General features: G+C 31.0%; 20 protein-coding genes. 17 read left to right on the forward strand and 3 right to left on the reverse strand.

Annotated features, from left to right (window positions below):
• The first annotated feature begins 11 nt into the window (after positions 1-11).
• Positions 12-683 carry a hypothetical protein gene (locus tag JS605_RS05455; protein WP_130936698.1) on the forward strand — a complete coding sequence of 224 codons (672 nt, stop codon included), beginning with the start codon at positions 12-14 and terminating at the stop codon, positions 681-683.
• Here JS605_RS05455 and JS605_RS05460 read toward each other — a convergent pair.
• Positions 680-1834 carry a DNA polymerase III subunit gene (locus tag JS605_RS05460; protein ID WP_203256751.1) on the reverse strand — a complete coding sequence of 385 codons (1155 nt, stop codon included), beginning with the start codon at positions 1832-1834 and terminating at the stop codon, positions 680-682. The genes JS605_RS05455 and JS605_RS05460 overlap by 4 nt on opposite strands.
• 329 nt (positions 1835-2163) lie before the next feature.
• The gene (locus JS605_RS05465) at positions 2164-3333 is read right to left on the reverse strand and encodes a porin family protein (RefSeq protein WP_239000257.1); all 1170 of its coding nucleotides are present in this window, start codon (positions 3331-3333) and stop codon (positions 2164-2166) included.
• 250 nt (positions 3334-3583) lie between these two features.
• Between JS605_RS05465 and JS605_RS05470 the strand changes: the two genes are divergently transcribed.
• The 3 genes from JS605_RS05470 to JS605_RS05480 all read left to right on the forward strand — a co-directional run bounded on the left by JS605_RS05470 (position 3584) and on the right by JS605_RS05480 (position 7506).
• A complete protein-coding gene (locus tag JS605_RS05470) occupies positions 3584-4771 on the forward strand; it encodes a phosphoglycerate kinase (RefSeq protein ID WP_203256636.1) in 1188 nt (395 codons plus the stop codon).
• A 179-nt stretch (positions 4772-4950) separates the two neighbouring features.
• A complete protein-coding gene (locus tag JS605_RS05475) occupies positions 4951-6510 on the forward strand; it encodes a LysM peptidoglycan-binding domain-containing protein (RefSeq protein ID WP_203256637.1) in 1560 nt (519 codons plus the stop codon).
• Positions 6511-6528: 18 nt separating this feature from the next.
• Positions 6529-7506, forward strand: a complete 978-nt coding sequence (locus JS605_RS05480) for a DUF4837 family protein (RefSeq protein ID WP_203256638.1) — start codon at positions 6529-6531, stop codon at positions 7504-7506.
• An 83-nt stretch (positions 7507-7589) separates the two neighbouring features.
• Here JS605_RS05480 and tatA read toward each other — a convergent pair whose 3' ends face one another.
• Entirely contained in the window at positions 7590-7772 is a 183-nt protein-coding gene (tatA, locus tag JS605_RS05485) for a twin-arginine translocase TatA/TatE family subunit (protein ID WP_203256639.1), read from the reverse strand.
• Positions 7773-7900: 128 nt separating this feature from the next.
• Between tatA and JS605_RS05490 the strand changes: the two genes are divergently transcribed.
• From JS605_RS05490 to JS605_RS05550, 13 genes are all read left to right on the forward strand, one after another.
• Positions 7901-8764, forward strand: a complete 864-nt coding sequence (locus JS605_RS05490) for a M23 family metallopeptidase (protein ID WP_203256640.1) — start codon at positions 7901-7903, stop codon at positions 8762-8764.
• Positions 8765-10264, forward strand: a complete 1500-nt coding sequence (locus JS605_RS05495) for a GH3 auxin-responsive promoter family protein (protein WP_203256641.1) — start codon at positions 8765-8767, stop codon at positions 10262-10264.
• Between the two features lie 30 nt (positions 10265-10294).
• The gene (locus JS605_RS05500; protein ID WP_203256642.1) at positions 10295-11989 is read left to right on the forward strand and encodes a DUF6909 family protein; all 1695 of its coding nucleotides are present in this window, start codon (positions 10295-10297) and stop codon (positions 11987-11989) included.
• A gap of 1 nt (position 11990) precedes the next feature.
• Positions 11991-13058: a hypothetical protein gene (locus tag JS605_RS05505; RefSeq protein ID WP_203256643.1), complete on the forward strand. Its 1068-nt coding sequence runs from the start codon at positions 11991-11993 to the stop codon at positions 13056-13058.
• An 8-nt stretch (positions 13059-13066) separates the two neighbouring features.
• Positions 13067-14074, forward strand: a complete 1008-nt coding sequence (gene rfbB, locus JS605_RS05510; protein ID WP_203256644.1) for a dTDP-glucose 4,6-dehydratase — start codon at positions 13067-13069, stop codon at positions 14072-14074.
• Complete coding sequence (gene rfbA, locus JS605_RS05515; RefSeq protein ID WP_203256645.1) at positions 14075-14932, forward strand: glucose-1-phosphate thymidylyltransferase RfbA; 858 nt, start codon at positions 14075-14077, stop codon at positions 14930-14932.
• 4 nt (positions 14933-14936) lie between these two features.
• On the forward strand, positions 14937-15485 hold the full coding sequence (rfbC, locus tag JS605_RS05520; protein ID WP_203256646.1) for a dTDP-4-dehydrorhamnose 3,5-epimerase: 549 nt from the start codon (positions 14937-14939) through the stop codon (positions 15483-15485).
• Positions 15485-16357 carry a dTDP-4-dehydrorhamnose reductase gene (gene rfbD / locus JS605_RS05525; protein ID WP_203256647.1) on the forward strand — a complete coding sequence of 291 codons (873 nt, stop codon included), beginning with the start codon at positions 15485-15487 and terminating at the stop codon, positions 16355-16357. Before rfbC ends, rfbD begins: the two co-directional genes overlap by 1 nt.
• 752 nt (positions 16358-17109) lie before the next feature.
• Positions 17110-18771: a cytidylyltransferase domain-containing protein gene (locus JS605_RS05530; protein ID WP_203256648.1), complete on the forward strand. Its 1662-nt coding sequence runs from the start codon at positions 17110-17112 to the stop codon at positions 18769-18771.
• Entirely contained in the window at positions 18771-19826 is a 1056-nt protein-coding gene (locus tag JS605_RS05535; protein WP_203256649.1) for an N-acetylneuraminate synthase family protein, read from the forward strand. Before JS605_RS05530 ends, JS605_RS05535 begins: the two co-directional genes overlap by 1 nt.
• 12 nt (positions 19827-19838) lie before the next feature.
• The gene (locus tag JS605_RS05540) at positions 19839-20882 is read left to right on the forward strand and encodes a polysaccharide pyruvyl transferase family protein (RefSeq protein WP_203256650.1); all 1044 of its coding nucleotides are present in this window, start codon (positions 19839-19841) and stop codon (positions 20880-20882) included.
• 11 nt (positions 20883-20893) lie between these two features.
• On the forward strand, positions 20894-22168 hold the full coding sequence (locus JS605_RS05545; RefSeq protein ID WP_203256651.1) for a lipopolysaccharide biosynthesis protein: 1275 nt from the start codon (positions 20894-20896) through the stop codon (positions 22166-22168).
• Positions 22165-23193 carry a polysialyltransferase family glycosyltransferase gene (locus tag JS605_RS05550; protein ID WP_203256652.1) on the forward strand — a complete coding sequence of 343 codons (1029 nt, stop codon included), beginning with the start codon at positions 22165-22167 and terminating at the stop codon, positions 23191-23193. The genes JS605_RS05545 and JS605_RS05550 overlap by 4 nt, the downstream gene beginning before the upstream one ends.
• Positions 23194-23438: the final 245 nt, after the last annotated feature.

Consider the following 23438-nt stretch of genomic DNA (forward strand, 5'->3'; position numbering starts at 1 on the left):
CAATCAAAACAATGAACAGGATAATTACAATACTATTTGTTTTAATAACGACATATTCCAGTTTCGCACAAAAAAAAGAATCTAACGAATATGTAGAATTCGACGATAGAAAAAATGTGGTACACGGTGTGTATTTGGGTTTTAATGTCCATTATGCACAATTAGATACTAGAGGCGAAAAAGAAACAGCGTTTGTAAATTTAAAATTGGCTTATGTCGCCAATCAAAAAATGGAAGTAGGCATAGGGATTACAGGTTTTTTTAATGAAAGACCTAATGATAGGCCAGATTTGTTTAACGGCGATAAAGTAGCACTTTTAGGAGGGTATGTAGGTTTGCATCTAGAACCCATTTTGTTTGGTAAACGTTTTATAAGTGTCTCTTTTCCAGTGTTAGTTGGTGGTGGAGCGGTAGGCTATTTTGGCAATAGTTTTACAGATGAATACGAAGATATTAAAGAAGAAGATTTTGATGAGTTTTTTATTGTAGAGCCAGGCATCAATATTCTCTATAACTTTTCAAGGTTTACGCAATTAGAAACAGGAATACGCTACAGATTTACAAGCGATTATAATTTACCACCTTATGATAGTGGAAACCTTAACGGATTTTCTGTTGGAGTAGGACTAAAACTAGGCATCTTTAATATGGGGAGAAAAAAGAAGGTAAAAGATAATTTTTAGTCAGCTTTTTTATGCAATAACCGTGTTAGTTTGATAGATAAATCCGTTAAAATAATTTTAGAATTACCGTTACGTTCAATATGGTAAATAGCATCCTGTAGTTCGTTGCTAATATCCATAATATTGTTACCATGCACAAAAGGCGCAAAATTTTCTAGCTTAAACTTATCAGTTTTTGGCTCAAAATACACCAAATCAGTAGCGTTATAATTCAACAAAAGAGCTTGACGAAAGAAATCTAAACAAAAATTTAAAAACTGTTTTTGTGTTTCTCGTCCTGTTTTAGCAATATCTTCACTCCATGAAATTAAATCGTGAATAGCAGCTTTGTTACCTTTAGCCTTAAAAGCACTACGTATCCAAAAAATAAACCAAGTTTCAAACTGTGTATCCTCAGAATCGTGGTACACTAAATCGCAGGCCTTGTTATAATTACCATTAGCCTGATGTGCAATTTTTGTAGCAACAGCAGCCTCTAAATTGTAATTTTTAATAATAGCATTTTTAATTACTTCTTCGGCCAAAGGCGGAAAATGTAAAATTTGGCATCGCGAGCGAATCGTGTTAATAATATATTCCTCTTCCTCAGCAATCAGCAAAAAAATGGTTTTATTAGGCGGTTCCTCAATCAGTTTTAATAGCTTATTGGCACAAGCAATATTCATTTTTTCAGCCATCCAAATCAACATCACTTTATGGCCACCCTCATAAGATTTTAAAGTCAAGGACTTTACAATTTCATGAGCCTCATCTACACCAATTTGCCCCTGTTTATTATCCACCCCAAGCAGTTTATACCAATCAAATAAATTCCCGTAAGGTTGTTCATTTAAAAGTTGTCGCCACTCTTCCAGATAAAAATTACTTACAGGCTTGCTCTTTACTTTACTACTAGTAGTTACCGGAAACGCAAAATGTAAATCAGGATGCGAAACGTTGTTAAACTTTATGTTGCAAGCATCGTTACCCGAAGTATTTTCGCCATTACTGTTGCCACACAAAATATATTGCGCATAAGCAATAGCCATAGGTAAGGTGCCACTACCCTCAGGACCAACAAACAATTGCGCATGCGGTATACGCCCGTTATCGGCACTTTGCGTTAAGTGTGCCTTTATGTGCTCTTGCCCTAAAATATCCTGAAACAGCATCGCACAAAAGTAAACCAATTTTTTAAAATATTTGGGCATTCCCCTCCTAAGGTAGGGTCGGGCCTGCCTGCCGGCAGGCTTTACGTTACAAGTCCTCGCTCCCACTTGCGGGGTCGCTGTGGGCTTTCCTCTGCAATCCCTAATGCGGGTGTGTTTGCCAAAGCAGATGTGTTGGTGTAAACTTTTTGGTGTTTTGTTTAGTTCAGTTTAGTGATTTTATATAAAAATATAGATTGTTTACAAAGAGTTTCTAAAGGTAATTTAAACCAAACAAGCACGTAATTTCTTTATTTTATTAAAGCCCAATAAACTTGTTATGTGATGTTATTTTAAAATAGAGAATATCCAAAAACTACTGATAAAGTTTTATAATCTGCAAACCAATTAGAGTAAGAACTTAGCAATCTTCTAGGTATTTGGTGTCTTAACTCTACGCTGTATTTATCATTATACTTATAGCCTAAACCAAAAGCTAGATTGTATGATGTTGTAATTTCCAATTCATCAATTTGTGGATTATTTAAGCTTAAATCATAAATTATAGACGCATTTATAAAAATTTTCGATGTATCATTTAAAAATAAGTAATGTCTTATACCAGCATGGAATTCAATAGAACTATAATTTACATCTACCTCGCTTAAACTTTCATCAGTAGATTTTTCTATCATAAAACTTTGATAAGTTGGCTCAATTAAAAGTGCCCATTTATTTTTATTAGTAGAAAAAATAAATTCTGCTTCTACTCCAAAACCAAAACCTAACTCGTTTTTAATATTAGTGTTTCTATAATTAGATTCTAATGAAGAGCTATTTAACCGAGGTCTGAGGGATAAATTAAATAAATCTTTTTTAGGCTTTTCTTCAAAGTTAATATATTCTTGATTCGTACAGCTGTTATAGGCTACAAAAAAATTAACTAAATCTGATTGTTTATACTCTAAATTTTCAGCTTTTTTCTTCTTGATATCAGAGCATTTCAAATTATTCCATAGTTGATTTTTAAATCTATTATTTACGCCAACTTTACCCTCAGGAGTTAAATAATTTTTAAAATCTAATTGCTCAATATCAGATTCTCCTATGTTATAAAAGTATCTTATTAAACTATTGTCAACATAACTATACAAAGTAGATTTTCCTTCAACTAACACTTTTAAAAAGAGTTCTTCTTCTTGAAATGTAATTCTTTTATCATTATCTAATTCATCAACTTTGTTACTAGATCTATCAATTTTTACGGAGCGTCTCACATATTTTGAAGAGTTATAAATCTGAAATTCTTTAATAGATTTTATTGTTTTTATACTTATTTCGCTATTTTCTGTTAGTTTATATTTGAATTCAGTTGGATTATTTCCCCAATCAAGATTTTTAATTAAACAATTAACTTTTTCATTATTATTATCAATATAATAGCCATTTTCAAAATAAACTTGAGAGTAACAATTAAGACTCAAAATTGTGGTTAAAAGAAATAGTAATTTAATTTTCATCATTATTTTATTTGTTGATTTTTAATAATTCATTAAACTATCGTAAATACATCTCTACAATATTTTATGTCTAAAAGCAAACGAATGTAGCCGAAATTTTTTACATATCCTATACAGGTCCACCTGTTTTTGACTAAGACAATTAATCTTCAGAAAATTTTGTTTCACTTCAAACGTTTTCGTTAAAAAAGGCATTTTTTAAAGCTATTTAATTGCCTACATTTGTGTTCTAATTTGATATAAAACAATATAAATGAAGACGCTAAACGATTTTAATTTCGAAAATAAAAAGGCACTTATCCGTGTAGATTTTAATGTACCATTAAATGAAAATTTTGAGGTAACAGATGCTACAAGAATTGTATCGGCAAAACCAACCATTATTAAAATTTTAGAAGACGGTGGAAGTTGTATTTTAATGTCGCATTTAGGGCGTCCAAAAGGATTTCAAGATGAGTTTTCATTAAAGCATATTGTGTCTAAAGTAGAGGATGTTTTAGGCGTAGGTGTAAAATTTGTATCAGATTGCATTGGCGAAGATGTTGAAGCTGCAGCAGCTAGCTTACAACCAGGAGAAATTTTATTATTAGAAAACTTAAGGTATTACAAAGAAGAAACCGCTGGAGACGAAGGCTTTGCTGAAAAATTATCAAAACTTGGCGATATTTATGTAAATGATGCTTTTGGTACAGCACATAGAGCACATGCATCTACAACCATTGTAGCCCAATTTTTTGAAGGTAAAAAGTGCTTTGGTAATTTATTAGCCCAAGAAATAGAAAGTATTAAAAAAGTAATGGAAACAGGAGAAAAGCCTGTTTTAGCTATTCTTGGTGGGGCAAAAGTGTCTTCTAAAATTACCATTATTGAAAATATTTTAGATAAAGTAGACCACTTAATTATTGGAGGAGGTATGGCCTTTACTTTTGTAAAAGCACAAGGAGGAAGCATAGGAAACTCTATTTGCGAGGACGATAAAATGCCGTTAGCATTAGAAATTTTAGAACAAGCCAAAGCGAAAAATGTACAAGTACATATCCCAGTAGATACCATCGCAGCAGACGCTTTTAGTAACGATGCTAACACACAAATTTGTGATATCAATGCCATTCCTGATGGATGGGAAGGAGTAGATGCAGGACCAAAATCTCGCGAGCAGTTCCACAAAGTTGTAATGGAAAGTAAAACTATTCTTTGGAACGGCCCATTAGGTGTTTTTGAAATGGAAAGTTTTGCAAATGGTACAATAGAGCTAGGAAATTCCATTGCAGAAGCAACAAAAGATGGTGCGTTTTCATTAGTAGGTGGTGGCGATTCTGTAGCCGCTGTTAAACAATTTGGTTTTCAAGATAAAGTAAGTTATGTAAGTACAGGAGGTGGAGCTATGTTAGAAAGCTTAGAAGGGAAAACATTGCCTGGAATTGCTGCTATTTTGGCTTAATCCATAAGGAGTATAAGACTCTCGAAGAGCCCTTAACAAGATGAAATAGTATTTTCTACTTCAACAAAAAACAGAAAAGACCTGGTAGATTTAAAACTCTATCAGGTCTTATTTTTGTATTTCAATCAAAAAACACGATTTTAGCCTTAATATCGTTCGTTTAAATTGAATGGATACTTATGGTTTTTCGATTTTTTATAATTTTATTGTGTGTTACGGCTGTTTCTTTTGCCCAAATACCAGCAGAGACGTCTAAAATAAACACTACGCTTGTGGGAGACACGACACTGGTAGGTGTCGAACAAAAGGTCATAACTTCTATTAAGCCCATTGTAGATGATAGTCTTTCAGTAAAAAAACTAAAAGACATAGACCATTTAGCCGAAATAGATAAAAAATGGCGAGAAGAAATCTACAACAATAATTTGTTTGATACCATATACAAGTCAGTAACCGAAATGACTTTTGAAGAGGTAGATTACCCAGAACTTCCAACAGATACGTTAAAAAAGCATTTAAAGGAATTAGATGCCAGAACACCTTTTAACGTAGCATATAATCCGTCTCTAGAGCGTGTTATAAAATCGTATTTAAAACATAGGCGAAAGCATTTGCAGAAACTCATGACCATGAGTGCGTTCTATTTTCCTTTATTTGAACAGGAATTGGATAATCAAAACATTCCGTTAGAAATAAAATATTTAGCTATAGTAGAGTCTGCTTTAAAACCCAATGCAAAATCTAGGGTTGGTGCTACAGGCTTATGGCAATTTATGTTTAGTACAGGCAAAATGTATGGTTTAGATGTAAGCAGTTATGTGGATGAGCGTAGCGACCCTATAAAATCTACCAAAGCAGCAGCTAAATATTTAGCAAAACTATACGAGATTTTTGGAGATTGGGATTTAGCTCTAGCAGCATATAATTCAGGCCCAGGAAATGTTACGAAAGCCATACGACGATCGGGTGGCTATGAGAATTATTGGAATATTCGCCACAATTTACCACGAGAAACCGCAGGATATTTACCAGCATTTTTAGCCAACATGTACATTTTTGAATATGCAGAAGCTCATGGCTTTAAGCGTTATAAGCCAGAAATGGTTTATTTTGAAACAGATACAGTAGTTGTTAAACACATGATAACTTTAGATCAAGTCTCTGAAGTAACTGGAACACCTATTGAGCAATTACAATTTTTAAATCCCTCTTACAAGTTAGATATCATCCCTGTTATAAAAGACAAAAATTACACATTGCGATTACCATCAGAAGTTGTAGGTGCTTTTGTAAACAACGAAGAAAAAATTTATGCTTTTGCAAAAGAAGAATTAGAAAAACGAGAAAAACCATTACCACAGTTTTTTAATGCGAATGATAGGATACGATATCGTGTAAAGTCTGGAGATTATTTAGGGAAAATAGCAAGGATTTATGGTGTTAGGGTAAGCGACATTAAACGCTGGAACGGATTGCGAAACAATAACCTGAAAATAGGGCAACGTCTTTCTATCTACCCAAGAAAACCCGTAGTTTCAGTTCCACAAGTTGCTACTAAAAAAATAAAGCCAAAGCCTATTACAGGAGATGTTGTTATATATACCGTAAAAACAGGAGACTCACTTTGGAGTATTTCTCAAAAATTTTCTGGAGTTTCTATTCAAAATATTAAAGATTGGAATGGTATTAGTGGTAGTAAATTAAAACCAGGAATGAAGTTGAAAATTTCAAAAGGATAACTTCAAAACATAAAAACAATGAGAAAAATAATAAGTGTTTTAATAATTGTGTTAGTGTTTGCGTCTTGTAAGGACGATAAATCAAAAAACCAAAGAATACTTTTTGATTCGGAAGGAAGAATTAACCATGTATCTGTTGTTATAGATAATGAAAACTGGAAAGGGCGTTTAGGAGAGGCTATAAGGGATGTACTCACAGCTCCAGTTTATGGTTTGCCACAAGATGAGCCTACATTTAATATCAATCAAATACCACCTCAAGTTTTTACTGATTTTATAACAAGAACCCGAACCGTTTTAAAGATTGAAATGGGGAAACCAGCTGGGATCACATTTAGGGATAATGTGTATGCGCAACCACAAAAAGTAATTTTAATTACAGGGAAAACAAAACAACAAGTTGAAAATATTTTAAAAGAAAACACCCAAAAAATATTAGAAACATTTAGAAATATCGAACTAAAGCAAAGGCAGCGTATCATGAGAAAATCGCTCTTTAATACCCAAGTTATTAAAGATAAATTGGGTTTGAAGATAGAATTTCCTAGTGCGTATAGAATAGCAAAAGAGGATGATAATTTTTTCTGGATTAGACGAGACATTAATACAGGAACACTTAATTTAATGCTTTATGAGTTGCCAAACAGTGCTATAAATAAAGATAGCTTAATTAATCAAATTGTGGTAATAAGAGACTCTATTGGCAAACAGTATATCGAAGGGCCGGTTGAGGGGTCTTATATGTCCACAGAGATGGCCTACACACCATTTCATGGAGAAACCATCTTAGATAATAAACCTACTTTAGAGACAAAAGGTATGTGGCAAGTAAAAAATGCTTTTATGGCTGGCCCCTATATTAATTACGCTATAGAAGACGAAATAAACAAACGTTGGATAATAGCTGAAGGCTTTGCATTTGCACCATCAGTTGAAAAACGGGATTATATGTTTGAGTTGGAGGCCATAATTAAAACAATTAAAATTGAGAAGTAAAGTTATTTTAGGACGAGACAATTTGAAAACAAAAAACCAACACCTGCTAGTGTTGGTTTTTTGTTTTGTATAGTTTTTAAAGCTTACTCTGCTTTATCGTTTTTTGGTTCTTCCTCTTTACTGGCATCTTTAAATTCTTTTATACCACTGCCTAAACCACGCATTAATTCTGGTATTTTTCTTCCACCAAATAAAAGTAATACCACAACAACTATTAAAATTATTTGTGGAGCGCCGATAGCTAATGGTAATGTGTAAAAACTCATAACAAACATGTTTTAGGATACAAAGTTAATAATTAAAGTTTAATAAAACCGTTTTTAACATTAATACTAGGGGTTTCCTTAAGAGAAGGCTAAAACCTTGAAATTATTTAATTAATTTTGCTTGTAGCATGGGGAATAAAAAACCAAAAAGAATAAAAAGGAAATTACTGGATAAGTACCGTTTAGTGATACTTAATGAGAATACTTTTGAAGAAAGACTATCATTAAAACTTACTAGATTAAACGTGTTTGTAATCGTTACGCTCTCTAGTATTTTGCTAGTTGGTTTTACTATTTTGCTTATAGCCTATTCCCCTTTAAAAGAGTACATTCCTGGATATTCTTCAACAGCACTAAAGAAAAAAGCAACCAATTTGAGTTTTAAAACTGATTCTCTTCATCAAGTTTTGGTAAAAAACGAACGTTATTTTGCTTCCATAAAAAAGGTGTTAAAAGGTGATGTGGGTTCAGAGGAGCTTTATGGAGACTCCTTAGTTCAGGCTACGAAACTAGAGATAAGCGAGGTGGATTTAAACCCCACAAAAGAAGACTCCCTGCTGCGAGCCAAAGTTGAAAAGGAGGATAAGTATAATTTATTCGAATCCGCCACATCCGTCACAAACTTTGTACTTTTCCCACCAGCAACCGGTACTATAAGTGAACCATACAACATAAAAAATAAGCATTACGCTGTGGATATTGTTGTACCAAAAGATACACCAATAAAAGCAACGGCTGATGGCATTGTTGTTTTTGCAGAATGGACTGCTGGTACAGGACATGTTATTATTTTAGAACATAGCTATGGGCTAATATCTGTTTATAAGCACAATGCTACCTTAACCAAAACCCAGGGAGATCTGGTAAAAGCAGGGGAGGTAATAGCTACCTCAGGTAACACGGGAGAATTGTCAACAGGCCCACATTTACATTTTGAACTTTGGAGTGATGGCTATCCCATAAATCCAACTAACTTTATTGATTTCGAATAAATGGGCTCAATTAAAGCAACTTTAGCAAAACCTTTTGCAAAATATATTCATAAAAAAATTAGTAAATGGGCTAATAATCCCATTGAAACTCAAGAAAAAGTTTTTAACAAACTAATTTCTGATGCTTCTGATACCGTATTTGGTAAAGACCATAATTTTTCAGAAATATCTTCATATGATGATTTCGTAAAACGTGTTCCTGTAAGGGATTATGAAGCACTCAAGCCTTATGTAGAGCAAGTGGTAGCAGGTAATTCAGATATTCTTTGGAAAGGAAAACCTATTTATTTTGCAAAAACATCAGGAACAACCTCTGGATCCAAATACATACCAATAACGAAAGAGAGTATGCCCAGCCATGTTGAGGCAGCTAGAAATGCTATTTTACTATACATTAAAGAGACGGGTAAGACCAAATTTGTTGATGGTAAAATGATTTTTCTTCAAGGAAGCCCTATTTTAAAAGAGCAAAATGGCATTCAGTTGGGGAGGCTTTCAGGTATTGTAGCGCATTATGTACCAAACTATTTGCAAAAAAATCGAATGCCCTCTTGGGAAACAAATTGTATTGAAGATTGGGAAACCAAAGTAGAAACCATCGTTGAGGAAACTTTAGAAGAAGATATGACGGTTATTTCTGGAATACCATCTTGGGTTCAAATGTATTTTGAGAAATTACAGCAAAAAACAGGAAAAAAAGTAGGCGATGTTTTTAAGAATTTCAACTTATTCATTTTTGGAGGCGTTAATTACGAACCATACAAGGCTAAATTTGAAAGTTTAATAGGTCGTAAAGTAGATAGTATTGAGCTATATCCAGCCAGTGAAGGGTTTTTTGCATTTCAAGACAAGCAGAATGAAAAAGGAATGCTATTACAATTAAACTCAGGTATTTTTTATGAGTTTATAAAAGCAGATGATTTTTTTAATGAAAACCCAAATCGCATCACTATAAAAGATGTAGAAGTTGGTGTAAATTATGTGATGATCATTTCTACAAATGCGGGATTATGGGCATACAATATTGGGGATACGGTAGAATTTACATCAACCAAACCTTACCGAGTTATAGTTTCGGGTAGAATAAAGCATTTTATCTCAGCATTTGGCGAACATGTAATAGGTAAAGAAGTAGAACAAGCCATTCAAGAAGCTATTGAAGGGAAGGATATCCAAATTTCAGAGTTTACAGTTGCACCGCAAATTAATCCACAACAAGGATTACCATATCATGAATGGTTTATTGAGTTTGAGAAAGCACCAAATAGCACGGATGCTTTAGCTGCGAGAATAGATAGATCTTTACAAAATCAGAATACATATTATTTTGATTTGATTGAAGGTAAGGTGCTACAGCCATTAAAAATTTCTAAAGTAAAGAAGAATGGTTTTAAGGAGCACATGAAATCCTTAGGAAAACTAGGAGGCCAAAATAAAATACCAAGGCTATCGAATGATAGAAATATTGCAGATTCACTTTCTGGTTTCATAGAAAAATAATAGTACATTTGTAGCGTTTTTATAGCAAAAATGAAACGAACCAGACGCCTCGAACGAACAAGAGCTCAAGAGAGTTCTAATGCCATTGAACGCATGTATATTACCATGCGTCACTTGTTTAATCGTGGGTTTTACAAGCCTATGGGGGTTTCTGGGGAAACTTTAAGGCAATCCCTACTGCTATTACGCCCAGAAATTTATGGTTCTATAGCAGAAGAAAAAGTAGAACTAAATGGCTTGTTATATGTAATAGATCGCCTTCCTCAAGGTATTGAAGAATGTTCTGTAATAAACCTTACTAGTGATGAGGGCTACTCTAATTCCCATTTTAAGCCTATAATTCCTGAAAAACGTCGTCGAAATTGTTACAGGATAGATGAAGAACAAATGAACATTGAAATAACCAGAGGGCGTTCTGAGATATACGATATTTTAACGCATCTTACGTTTTTATTCATTGAGTCGCATAAAATAAGTAGCAAAGCACTAATTGATGATAGCGATAAAACCACCAGAGATTGGATTAAGCTAGAAAATGTTGTAAAGCGTACAAAAAAGCTAACCCAAAAAGAGAGAGAAGTAGCTATAACCCACGCTGCTAATATTTTAGGTAGAACTTTTAGTGAAATAATTAAAATTTACGATGCATTTGCAACTCCATCACAACCAGAACGTTTGTTACATATAGTATATTGGTTGGGGAAGTTGGCCATTAAAGAGCAAATACACAATGAAAAACGTGAGGTAAAATTTAGCCCAGTATTACGTGAAGAAATAGGACATCATATTCATGGTGAGATCTGGGCAAATTCAGTAAAAAGTGTATTGCACAAAAATAAATTGCTTAGCAGACCAATGCATATTATAAGTGCAAATATGCATAGTGTCATGAATACACTTTTTGTACCAAAGGCGTTAAAGCCGCTTACAGCTAAACAAGATGTGTTTGATATCTACAAAATGTTAAGTGATAGTACTAATAAAGAACTTAGGAGTAAAGTAGAACAAACAGCCCTAAAAGAAGGCATGTTATACATTGATGATACTTCGGGAGCAAATATTGATGTACAAATATTCGATACAGATAAAATAGATCTTTCTAAGTTAGACGTTAAAGTAGATGAAATGTATCTAAAGTCGAAAAAACCCGTTATATTAGTGATGGATTATGCTTTTGGGGAGCAAGCATACGAAACTATAGATGAATTACTGAAGCCTTTTGAGTATAAAAATGAAAAAATTCATTTAAATGTAGAATCTATCTCCATTATGGGCAAGGCAGGTATTTTGGAAGGAGGAAAAGGCGATATTATGATACCTTCAGCGCATATTTTTGAAGGTACAGCAGACAACTACCCGTTTACTAATGAGCTAAAAAAAGAAGATTTTGAGTCTAAAGGAGTAGATGTTTGTCGAGGGTCTATGATAACGGTTTTAGGGACATCGCTCCAAAACAAAGATATTTTGAAGTTCTTTTTTGAATCAACTTGGAGCGTAATAGGATTAGAGATGGAAGGTGCACATTACCAAAAAGCGATACAAGCAGCATCAAAGGTAAGAGGAAGTATAAGAGAGGATGTAAAAGTAAGGTATGCGTATTATGCGAGTGATAATCCTCTCAAAACAGGAAGTACGCTTGCATCTGGGGGATTAGGAACCTCAGGTGTAAGACCAACATATGTAATAACAATAACTATTTTAGAACAAATACTAAATAAACAGTAAAATGAGTAAGGATTTGCCACAGCAACCACAACAATCTGAAGAAGTAGATTTAGGCCAATTGTTTAAAGTCATTGGGAACCTATTTGATAAACTATATAAATTTATAGTTAATATATTTATAGGAGGGTTTAATTTTTTAATATTATTATTAGTTCATTTTCACAAAAGAAAACTCTGGTACATTGGAGCTGTTTTAATAGGTTTAGTCGCAGGGTATTTTATTGATAAAAAATCAGACAAGCTTTATGGAGCAAACTTGTTCATTGAAACTAACTTTAATTCTACACGTCAAGTTTACGAAAATATTCATCAGTTCAATCAGTTAACAATTGATAAGGATAGTGTAGAACTGGCAAATAGGTTAAATATAACCATAAAAGAAGCTTCAAAACTAAAGGGTTTTTATGTGAAACCAGATTTGGACGAAAATACAATGGCTAAAATGTACTCAGATTTTTATCTACAATTAGATTCCATATCTCGTTTAGAGATGTCATACAAGAGATACAAAGAATCGTTGACGCCATTTAATTTTAAAATACACCAGATAGGAGTTGCAGCAACAGATAGGGTAGTTTATAAAAAGATTGAAAAAAACTTTATTGAACAAATCTCTAGAAACACATACCTAAATAGGCTTCTTGAGTCAAATAAAGCTATTTTGGATAAAAAAGATAAGATGTTAGAGAAGCAAATTCAAATGACAGACTCACTTGTAGAACAATATTTGAATATTAGAATAAAGGAATCTGAAAAAGCAGGATTACCAGCTTCTGGAACAAACTTATACATGGGTAATGCAGAGTCTACTAACCTTATTGTAGATGAGTCTAAAATTATAAAACAAAGATTGAGTTATGAGAGTGCGAGAAGAAAAATAGATAGCATTTTAGTTACCAAAAACTCAATAATTAATGTTATTGCAGATTTTCCTGAGTCTGGATACGACATAAGAGAATGGCATGATAAAATGAAATATTTGCTCCCAGTTATACTTTTTTCTGTTTTATTATTAATTTTTAGCTTCCTAGGGCTTGGGTCTTATTTAGAGCAACACAGTAGAAAATAAATATTCTAATGACTATTCTGATTACTGGTGGGGCAGGTTTTATTGGATCCAATTTCATTAAATATTATTTGGATAAATATCCTGCTGTTCAAGTATTAAATATAGACAAGTTAACTTATGCAGGCAATTTGAATAATTTAAATGAGGTTGCAAAAAACCCCAGATATCAATTTGTTCATGGAGATATTTGTAATAAAGATTTAATCAATCAGTTATTCGAGGAATACGATTTTAAGGGAGTTATAAATTTTGCTGCTGAATCTCATGTCGATAATTCAATAAACAATCCTAGTGACTTCATTCACACAAATATAACAGGAACTTTTAATTTATTAAATACAGCTAGGAATTATTGGATGCATAGTGTCAGTAAAACAAAAAAGCAGCATAAAAACTCAAGATTTCATCACATATCTACAGATGAGGTTTATGGTTCCTTAGGAAAAAAAGGATTATTTACCGAAGAAACACCATATGCTCCAAGCAGTCCATATAGTGCCTCAAAAGCATCGTCTGATTTTCTAGTAAGAAGTTATTTTAAAACTTACAATATGAATGTGGTCACTACCAATTGCTCTAATAATTATGGGCCAAGACAACATGACGAGAAGTTAATACCTACAGTAATAAAAAAGGCTTTAAATGGGGAGAAAATCCCTATTTATGGAGATGGAGAAAACGTTAGGGATTGGTTATATGTAGAAGATCATTGCTCAGGGATTGATTTGGTTTTTAATAAAGGTATTTCTGGAGAGACCTACAATATAGGTGGTAGTAATGAGTACAGTAACATATATATAGCAAGTATGATTTGTGAAATATTAGATAAAATTGTTCCTGAAAGAACTTCTTATAAAGATCAAATTTCCTTTGTAAAAGATAGATTAGGTCATGATTTTAGATATGCAATTGATGAATCTAAAATAAAAAATCAATTAGGATGGGAACCTAAAGAGAACTTTCAAACAGGATTAGAGAAAACTATAAATTGGTATATAAAAAAATATAAAAGCTAAATGAAGGGTATTATTTTGGCAGGAGGTTCAGGAACACGTTTGTATCCCTTAACAAAAGTTATAAGTAAGCAACTTATGCCTATTTATGATAAGCCAATGATATATTACCCTTTATCAACACTTTTATCGGCTGGAATAAATGAGGTTTTAATTATTACAACAGGAAAGGATGTAAATAAATTTAAAGACTTATTGGGAAATGGAAGTGATTACGGTTGTAATTTTGAGTATGCCATACAAGAACAGCCTAACGGTTTAGCTGAAGCTTTTTTAATTGGAGAAGATTTTATTGGAAAGGATAGTGTAGCATTGATTTTAGGGGATAATATATTCTATGGTTCAGGGTTAAGTAGAACATTAAAGTCGTGTCTTAACCCAAATGGAGGAATTATTTTTGCTTATCATGTACAAAACCCTAAACGATATGGAGTCGTTGATTTTGACAAAGACAACAAAGTAATTTCTATTGAAGAAAAGCCTGTGAATCCAAAGTCTAATTACGCTGTCCCTGGTATATATTTTTATGATAACACAGTTGTTGAAATAGCGAAGAACATTAGGCCTAGTCATAGAGGCGAGCTAGAAATTACAGATATTAATAAATCTTATTTACTAAAAGAAAAGTTAAATGTTCAAATCTTAGATAAGGGTACAGCATGGTTAGATACAGGAACATTTGAGTCTTTAATGCAAGCATCTCAGTTCGTACAAGTAATAGAGGAACGACAAGGGCAAAAAATAGGTTGTTTAGAAGAAGAAGCATACAAAATGGGTTTTATTGATAAAAATCAACTGAATACATTAGCTAAATCATTACTTAAAAGTGGTTATGGAGAATATCTTCAACAATTAATATAGTAGTATGGAGGTAAAAGAAACTTATTTAAAAGGGTGTTATATTATTACTCCAAATATTTTTGAAGACGAAAGAGGTTGCTTTTACGAAAGTTTTAATACTAGAATATTTAAAGAATTAACAGGAGTGCAAGTTAGTTTTGTTCAAGATAATGTTTCAAAATCCTTTAAAGGTGTTCTAAGAGGTCTTCATTTTCAGACTGGCAATAATGCTCAAGCAAAATTAGTACAAGTTTTAAAAGGAAAGGTTATGGATGTTTGTGTTGATCTTAGAGAAGGATCTCAAACATTTGGTAAATATTTTTCTATAATCTTGGATGAAGTAAATCGTACTCAGCTCTTTATACCTAGAGGTTTTGCTCATGGTTTTTTTGTACTTGAGGACAATACAGTTTTTACGTACAAATGTGATAATTTTTATAGCAAAGATTCTGAAGCAGGAATATTATATAACGATGAATATTTGAATATAGATTGGAGAATTGGTAATCAGAAAACTATAATATCTAAAAAGGATCAAGATTTACCAAAGTTTAAGGATTTTTTCAAGTTGTGATGAAAAAAAAGGTTTTGGTAACAGGAGCAAATGGACAACTAGGAAAAACCATCCAAGAGCTGAATGCTAATAATACTAAAGGGTTATATTTTATGTTTGTTTCAAAATCCGAACTAGATATTACCAATCTAGATGACTTAAAAATATTATTCAATAAAAATAGTTTTGATTACGTTATCAACTGTGCTGCATATACTGATGTTGAACAAGCGGAAAAGACGCCTAAAATTTCATATAAGGTAAATGCTGAAGGGGTTAAAAATATAGCTAAAGTATGTTTAGAGCACGATACAGTTTTGATTCATATTTCCACAGATTATGTCTTTGATGGTAATACTAACTCGTTTTATTCTGAAGGAGATCAAACTTGCCCTATAAGTGTTTATGGAGCATCTAAGTTACAGGGCGAGTTAAACATTAAAAATATAACAGAAAACTATTTTATAATTCGAACCTCTTGGTTGTATTCAGAATACGGTAATAATTTTTTAAAAACAATGCTGAGATTAGCAAGTGAAAGAGATAAATTAAGTGTTGTTAGCGACCAAATAGGAACTCCTACTTATGCTAAAGATTTGGCAAAAGTTATACTACGCTTTATTGCTGAGAAAACTAAAATTTTTGGAACCTATCATTATAGCAATGATGGGGCTGTGAGTTGGTTTGATTTTGCAAATGCAATATTCAAATATTCTAATTTGGAAGTTAATTTAAAATCAATTTCATCAGAAGAACTTCCTCAAGAAGCAAAAAGACCTAAATTTAGTGTTCTTGATAAGAAAAAGATTCAAAAAAACTTAAAAATTGAAATACCATCTTGGGAGGATAGTTTAAAAAAATGTCTAGTAAACATACAAAAAAGCTGTAATTGATGTAGATTATGTGTTACTTCAAGCTGCGCTTGGATCCGCACCTCACTCTATTAGAAATCCCATACACAAATGCGGTTAATATTTCAGGTTTTCTAAACATGTTTTGGTTACTAAAAATAGCATACTATTGAAAGATTTATATGCGGCTTCATATAGTACTTATGTTAGTCATCCAGGGTTACCCATGTTAGAAATAAAATAGGTAAACTACTATCGGTCTATGCCGTTACAAAGTATGTAAACGAATTGTATACCGTTATTTTTTTGACGGTGTATTAAATAATAAGGTTGGTAAACTTAATGGTAATGTAGAACAAACGATAGACTTTACGTTTTTTGAAAATGTAGTGCAAGCCAATGTCAGGGTATTATTTTCTGTATTGACCCAAGAGCTTTATAATATTGCAAGTGGAGACCGCATTAGTATAAATAAGTTTCGTAATTAATTAAAGATTTAACGAATATGGATAATAACCAATTTACGGTTCAAATAGGGTATGAGATATCAAACATTCCTCAGTAAGTAAAGATAAGGTAAATAGAGATTTAGATTATAAACTAATTTATAAGTTAAAGAAGAACTGGAAATAATCTTATATAAGAAAAGTACTTAAACTGTTTACAAAATTTATTATTGTAATTATTACTTTATGTTTTTTCTAAAGAATTTTCAAAGCAATAAAAATTTCGTACAAAAATGAGATAATTTTTAAAAAAAAGCATAGCTTGCAGGCGATAATAAAGGTATTTAAATGAAAGAAGTAAATAAAAAAAACCTTTTAAAAGTATTAGTAATAGTGCCAGCAAGAGGAGGTTCTAAAGGGATTCCTCGGAAAAACTTAAGAGCACTTAATAGAAAACCATTAATTTTTTATAGCATAAATAATGCTTTATCTATAAAGAACTGTAGTGTTGATTGTTATGTTTCTACTGATGATGACGAAATAAATTTAATTGCTCTAAAATTTGGAGCTAAGACAATATCAAGAGATAGTGAAATTTCTGATGATAATACAACATTAGATCCTGTAATATTTGACGCATTTACTAAAATATCAAGTAAGGAGAATAAACAATATGATTATGTAATAACCTTACAGGCAACATCACCACTTTTACGCAAAGAAACTTTGGATCTAGCAATTAGTGAGATGGAAAAAAACAATATAGATACCTTAATATCTGGTGTTTATGACAGTCATTTGACATGGTTAAAAACAGGAGATAATTATGTTGCTAATTATGAAAAGAGGGTTAATAGACAGTTTTTGCCAAAAATTTATAAAGAAACAGGAGGGTTTGTTATAACAAAATCTAAGTTTGTCACTAAAAAAAGCCGATTTGGTAAAAATATCCAGATTTTTCCATTAACAAAAAGAGAATCTATAGATATAGATGATTATGAAGATTGGAATTTATGTGAATTTTATTTAAGCAGAAAAGTATTGTTGTTTGTTGTAACAGGTAATTCATCTGTAGGTATGGGTCACGTTTATAACACATTAAGTATTGCTAATGAAATTCTAAAGCATCGAATTGTTTTTTTAGTTGACAGTTCTAGTAAATTAGCTTACAAAAAGATAAGCGAGTACAATTATGAAGTACATATACAAAAGGAAGAAGATATTTTACAAGATATTTTAAACTTAAAAGCAGATATAATAATAAACGATAAATTAGATACCGAAAGGGGCTATGTAAAAAAATTAAAAGATGAAGGATTATTAGTAATAAATTTTGAAGATTTAGGGTCTGGTTCTAAAGAAGCAGATTTAGTAATTAATGCAATGTATCCTGAAGAAAGAATAATTCCGAATCACTATTATGGCGCAAAATATTTTATTTTAAGAGACGAATTTTTGTTAACCAAAAAGAAGGAAATAATAAAAAGCGTAAAACAAGTTCTTATATCATTTGGCGGAGTAGATCCAAATAATTTTACTGATAGGGTATTGGGTATTATTTCAAATTATTGTAATGCTAACAATATAAATATAACAGTTATTCTTGGTATGGGCTATGAGTTTGAGGATAAGCTAAAAGAAGATTATAATAACATAACCATTAAACATAATGTGAATAATATATCGGATGAAATATTAAATTCAGATTTAGTTTTCACTTCAGCAGGAAGAACTACATTTGAAGTTGCTTCGATAGGAGTCCCATCTATTGTTTTATGTCAAAACAATAGAGAAACAACTCATTTTTTTGCCTCTCAAAAAAACGGATTTTATAATTTAGGATTAGGGTCTGAGGTAAATGATAGTACAATTTTTGAAGTTTTTCAATCTACCCTATCCTTTGATATTAGATTGTTAATGCATCAAAGGATGCAGCAGAATGGAATAAATAAAGGAAAAGAACGAGTAATAAAACTAATAAATCAAACAATATCTAATAAATTTAACTAATGAAAATTCTTGAAATATTTAAAAATCATAAAGAATCAAAACCCATATACCCTCCATACATAATTGCTGAAGCAGGAGTAAACCATGAAGGTTCTTTTGACTTGGCTAAAAGACTTATAGATGAAGCCAAAGAAGGAGGTGCGCACGCTATAAAGTTTCAAACATATAAGGCTGAAAAAATAGCATCTAAGAATAGCCCTTCATATTGGGATACTTCTAAAGAACCCACAAAAAGTCAATTTGAGCTTTTTAAAAAATATGACAACTTTTGGAAGTCGGAATATGAGAAATTAAAGTTGTATTGCGATGAAGTAAATATAGAATTTATGTCTACACCTTTTGATGTAGAGTCTGCAAAGTTTTTAAACGATCTCATGGACGTTTTTAAAATATCTTCGTCAGATATAACAAATCTTCCGTTTATAGAGTATATGTGTTCGTTTAATAAACCTATTATTTTATCTACTGGAGCATCATATAAATGGGAAGTACAACAAGCATTAGAGTCAATAAACAAATTCGAAATTCCTGTATGTTTAATGCATTGTATTTTAAATTACCCAACTATTGATGAAAATGCTAATTTGGGAATGATTACAGATTTGATAAAGAGTTTCCCAGAAACTATTCCTGGTTATTCTGATCACACATTACCAAAAAACATGCAAGTTCTAAAAACAGCAAATTTATTAGGTGCTGTAGTTTTAGAAAAGCATTTTACACACGATAAAACATTACCAGGTAATGATCATTACCATGCTATGGATAAAGAAGACTTGAAATTATTCTCAAAAGAAATTAAAGAATTATATAGTATATTAGGTAGTTTTAATAAAAAGCCTCTTCAGACCGAGGGTATATCACGAGATAATGCCAGAAGAAGTTTAGTGGCATCAAAAGATATCAAAAAAGGTGAAATTATAACCAGTAGTCACTTAACTTGGAAAAGACCAGCTAGTGGAATATCGCCAAGAGAGATTCAAAAGGTTTTAGGGAAAAAGGCTATAGAGAGAATAGAAGAGGATACTGTTATGCAGTGGAATATGCTTAGTTAAAAAATTAATTATATGATTGTATTATTATCAGGGCAAATTAAAAATATTGGAGACTTTTTAATAACTGATAGAGCTAAAAAGTTGTTTGAATATTTTGTGGATTCTGACATTGTTATTCTAGACCGAACAAAAAAATTAAATAACCAACTAGACATAATTAATAAATCCAGATTTGTGGTTTTATGTGGAGGTCCCGCATATGCTTCAAATATATATAAAGGTATATATCCTTTAGTTGATGATTTGTCATTAATTAAAGTGCCAATAATTCCTTTTGGCTTGGGTTGGAGTGGTTTTCCTATTGGAAAACCTATGGATTTTAAATTTAATAAAGAATCTTTAGATTTTTTAAATTCTGTTCATAGTAGTATAGATTATTCTAGTTGTCGTGATGAAATAACAGAGAGTGTTGTTAAAAATAATGGCTTTAATAATGTTAAGATGACTGGTTGCCCTGTGTGGTACGATTTGCGATATATAGATGATTCTTTTACAGATTTTACCGCAAAAAATATTGTTATTACTACACCAGCAGCTCCTAGGTTGTTTTGGCAAACAATTAAATTAGTTGCATTAATGAAAAAAGAGTTTCCTTCAGCTGAAAACTTTTACATGACATTTCATAGAGGTATTATGCCAGATAAATACACAAAGTTTGTAACAAGCATAGGGTATATATTAATGTGTATAGGGTCTAAGGTTTTAATACCCAAAATGAAGATTAGAGATGTCTCTTATAAAATGGAAAAAATTGATTTTTACCAAGAAATGGATTTCCATATTGGATATAGAGTACATGCTCATTTGTATTTTTTAAGCCAAAGAAAACCATCTGTTTTAATAAATGAAGATGGTCGTGGCGTTGGAATGGTAAAAACTCTAGGGCTACCGATTTTGAATATTGACGATAAAGAATTATTTAATAAAATACGAAATACGTTAAGAACCTACAAGAATAATGATATTGGAGATTTTAAGCGAGTGAAAAAAGTTTTTGATGAAAAATTTAGTGTTATGAAATCTTTTCTAGCTAACCTAAAAACGAAATATAATTAAACAAAAGAAACTTGAAAGGTAGTTTACAAAAACTGTATTATTTAATCGGAGAGGGATTTGCTAAAGGAACCGTTTTTTTAATCTTTCCTTTTTTTACTAACAGTTTTTCTAAAAAAGAATTTGGTATCTTATCATTATTTTGGGCAGCAATACCAGTGGCCTCTTTAGCCTTTGACCTTTCTCAAAGAAGCTATGTTAAAATATATTATTTAGATAATAAATCAAAGATTTTTGAATTATTAAAAAATCTTTATTTCTTTTCTTTTCTTATGTTTGGTGTCTTTAGCATCGTTCTATTTACTTTATCTGAAAATGAAATTTACTTAATTAATAAAAATTTTGACTGGTATTTACTAATATCAGCTTTTTTATTTGTTTTGATAGAGCAATACTTGTCTTATTTACAAATAAAGGGAAGTGCTTTAGAGTATAGTATTTTTTATATCAGTAGATCAAGCTTGGCCTATATATTAACTGTTTTTTTTATATGGTTTAATAATGTATCTATAAATACATATCCTATCTCTTACATATTTATATTGTGCTGTGTCTTTGTGTTTATAATAGTAAGGTTAACGGCAAACGATAACAATTTGTCAATACTAAAGTTTAAAAAAAAAGAGTTTGATAAATTTCTGTCTAAATCTTTAAGTTTTAGTTTGCCATTAATTTTTGGAACTTTATCTGCTATGGGACTCAACATGGCAGATAGGTATATAATAAATTATTATTATTCTGAAATAGAGGTTGCAAACTATACTGTAGGGTACACTATTGCATCAATTTTGATGGCCTTTTTTCTAGCAAGTAATAAATGGTGGCAGAAATTTATGCTTAGCGCTTTGTCCGAAAATAATATTTCAATAATTAAGAAAAAATTTAAATCCTACCTGTTACTCATATTAATTGTAAGTTTTGGAATTTATTTTTTTAGAAAGTATTTATTGTTATTTCTATCTAATAATACTTATTTAGTTGCTTTAGATATTGTTCCTGTTTTATTATTGGGAATGTTTTTTTATTTCTTGTATTCAGTTTTAATAAATGTACCTTTTTATTACAAAAAAACAAAAATTCAAATATTGCCCGCCCTTGTAGCTTTTTTGATAAACCTTATTCTTAATTTTTGGTTGTTGCCTAAGTATGGTTATAAGATAGCTGCATATACTACTTGTGTTTCATATTTTTTAGAATTTTTATTCATGTATTTAATTTGTATATATAAGTTTAAAATAGAATTCATTTTTAGCGCGTTACTAATTAATCCATTAAAATTTAAAAAATGAGAAAGGATGATTTAAATATATTTGTTTCAATAGCTCCTTCTCATATTGGAAATTTTGAAAAAATAATAAAAAGCACTAAGGCATCTAAACGTAAAAATATATTAATTAATGCTGGAGATTTTAAATATGATAAAAAGCTATGGGATAATGTAATAACAGGAAAAAAAGATTTAAGGTTGCCTAGTGGCAGTTTAAAGGAAAAGGTAATGTTCCAGAAGGAAAAAATAAAGTTTTACAAGGTGTTTATTGAAAGGATAAAAGAGACATTACCCCCCTCAGACAATATTGATTTATATTATTGTAATCTAGAAGATATTTTAAACAATTACTTTTTCTTTGGTTTTAAACAAAAAGCATTAAAAAATAAAATACTAGTTGAAGATGGTATTCTCAATTATTATGATTACCGGATTTCAAAAGAAAGGTACCTTGCTTTTTTAATCAAATTTATATGGTGTAAACTACTTGGTGTCAAATACAAATTAATTTTTAGACAATTATCTGGCATTGATAGAAAAGATGTATTAAAACAGTATGTTAGGTATCCAGAATACGCAATTTTTCCAGAGAAAGCAGTACTCTTACAAGGTGAAAAGATTAATTATTTACCAATTGATAATGTTGTTCTTCTAATAGGTCAAGATATTTTAGAAGACGTTATAGGTATTTCTAAATATAATAATGTATTAGATAAATTGCTTGAAAAAATTAAACAAGTATTGCCCAAAGATTCAACAATAATATACAAACCGCACAGAAATGGCGATTATAAAATAGCGTATAATAAGATTAATAAACTTATTGATGCCCCTGTGAATTTGATAATTGATGACACACCAGTGGAAGAATTAATAGTAAATATAAAACCATCAATAATAATTTCTTTTTTTTCAACATCATTATTAAATCTCAAACTTAATGTGATAAATCCAGTAGATATTTATTTTATGCCCTTAAGTGTAACTAACTATAAAATTGTTAATTTATTTCAGAAATTAGGAATAAAAAACTTAAGCAACGTATAGAATGACTTTATTTCTAAATATTTGTATAGTACTATTTATTATATTTTTTTCAATAAATAAGTTAAAGAATAATTACAAGTTATTCTATTTGATGTTGTATATATATTATCAGGCTGTCGTTACTTCAGCTTCTGTAACTTATATCGAAGCAGGGAATTATATAAGTGAACAAGGTAGGAGTGGATATTTTGTTGGAGCAAACTTTTACTTCTTATTGTTTTTTTTACTGTCAATTAATATAATTG

This window comes from Hyunsoonleella ulvae (assembly GCF_016827605.1).
In the GTDB taxonomy this organism is placed as follows: domain Bacteria; phylum Bacteroidota; class Bacteroidia; order Flavobacteriales; family Flavobacteriaceae; genus Jejuia; species Jejuia ulvae.

What these genes read in the sequence shown, in the direction of transcription:
- JS605_RS05455 (WP_130936698.1), top strand. Translation starts at nt 12, where the DNA reads ATGAACAGGATAATTACAATACTATTTGTTTTAATAACGACATATTCC.
- JS605_RS05460 (WP_203256751.1), bottom strand. Translation starts at nt 1,834, where the DNA reads ATGCTGTTTCAGGATATTTTAGGGCAAGAGCACATAAAGGCACACTTA.
- JS605_RS05465 (WP_239000257.1), bottom strand. Translation starts at nt 3,333, where the DNA reads ATGATGAAAATTAAATTACTATTTCTTTTAACCACAATTTTGAGTCTT.
- JS605_RS05470 (WP_203256636.1), top strand. Translation starts at nt 3,584, where the DNA reads ATGAAGACGCTAAACGATTTTAATTTCGAAAATAAAAAGGCACTTATC.
- JS605_RS05475 (WP_203256637.1), top strand. Translation starts at nt 4,951, where the DNA reads ATGGTTTTTCGATTTTTTATAATTTTATTGTGTGTTACGGCTGTTTCT.
- JS605_RS05480 (WP_203256638.1), top strand. Translation starts at nt 6,529, where the DNA reads ATGAGAAAAATAATAAGTGTTTTAATAATTGTGTTAGTGTTTGCGTCT.
- tatA (WP_203256639.1), bottom strand. Translation starts at nt 7,772, where the DNA reads ATGAGTTTTTACACATTACCATTAGCTATCGGCGCTCCACAAATAATT.
- JS605_RS05490 (WP_203256640.1), top strand. Translation starts at nt 7,901, where the DNA reads ATGGGGAATAAAAAACCAAAAAGAATAAAAAGGAAATTACTGGATAAG.
- JS605_RS05495 (WP_203256641.1), top strand. Translation starts at nt 8,765, where the DNA reads ATGGGCTCAATTAAAGCAACTTTAGCAAAACCTTTTGCAAAATATATT.
- JS605_RS05500 (WP_203256642.1), top strand. Translation starts at nt 10,295, where the DNA reads ATGAAACGAACCAGACGCCTCGAACGAACAAGAGCTCAAGAGAGTTCT.
- JS605_RS05505 (WP_203256643.1), top strand. Translation starts at nt 11,991, where the DNA reads ATGAGTAAGGATTTGCCACAGCAACCACAACAATCTGAAGAAGTAGAT.
- rfbB (WP_203256644.1), top strand. Translation starts at nt 13,067, where the DNA reads ATGACTATTCTGATTACTGGTGGGGCAGGTTTTATTGGATCCAATTTC.
- rfbA (WP_203256645.1), top strand. Translation starts at nt 14,075, where the DNA reads ATGAAGGGTATTATTTTGGCAGGAGGTTCAGGAACACGTTTGTATCCC.
- rfbC (WP_203256646.1), top strand. Translation starts at nt 14,937, where the DNA reads ATGGAGGTAAAAGAAACTTATTTAAAAGGGTGTTATATTATTACTCCA.
- rfbD (WP_203256647.1), top strand. Translation starts at nt 15,485, where the DNA reads ATGAAAAAAAAGGTTTTGGTAACAGGAGCAAATGGACAACTAGGAAAA.
- JS605_RS05530 (WP_203256648.1), top strand. Translation starts at nt 17,110, where the DNA reads ATGAAAGAAGTAAATAAAAAAAACCTTTTAAAAGTATTAGTAATAGTG.
- JS605_RS05535 (WP_203256649.1), top strand. Translation starts at nt 18,771, where the DNA reads ATGAAAATTCTTGAAATATTTAAAAATCATAAAGAATCAAAACCCATA.
- JS605_RS05540 (WP_203256650.1), top strand. Translation starts at nt 19,839, where the DNA reads ATGATTGTATTATTATCAGGGCAAATTAAAAATATTGGAGACTTTTTA.
- JS605_RS05550 (WP_203256652.1), top strand. Translation starts at nt 22,165, where the DNA reads ATGAGAAAGGATGATTTAAATATATTTGTTTCAATAGCTCCTTCTCAT.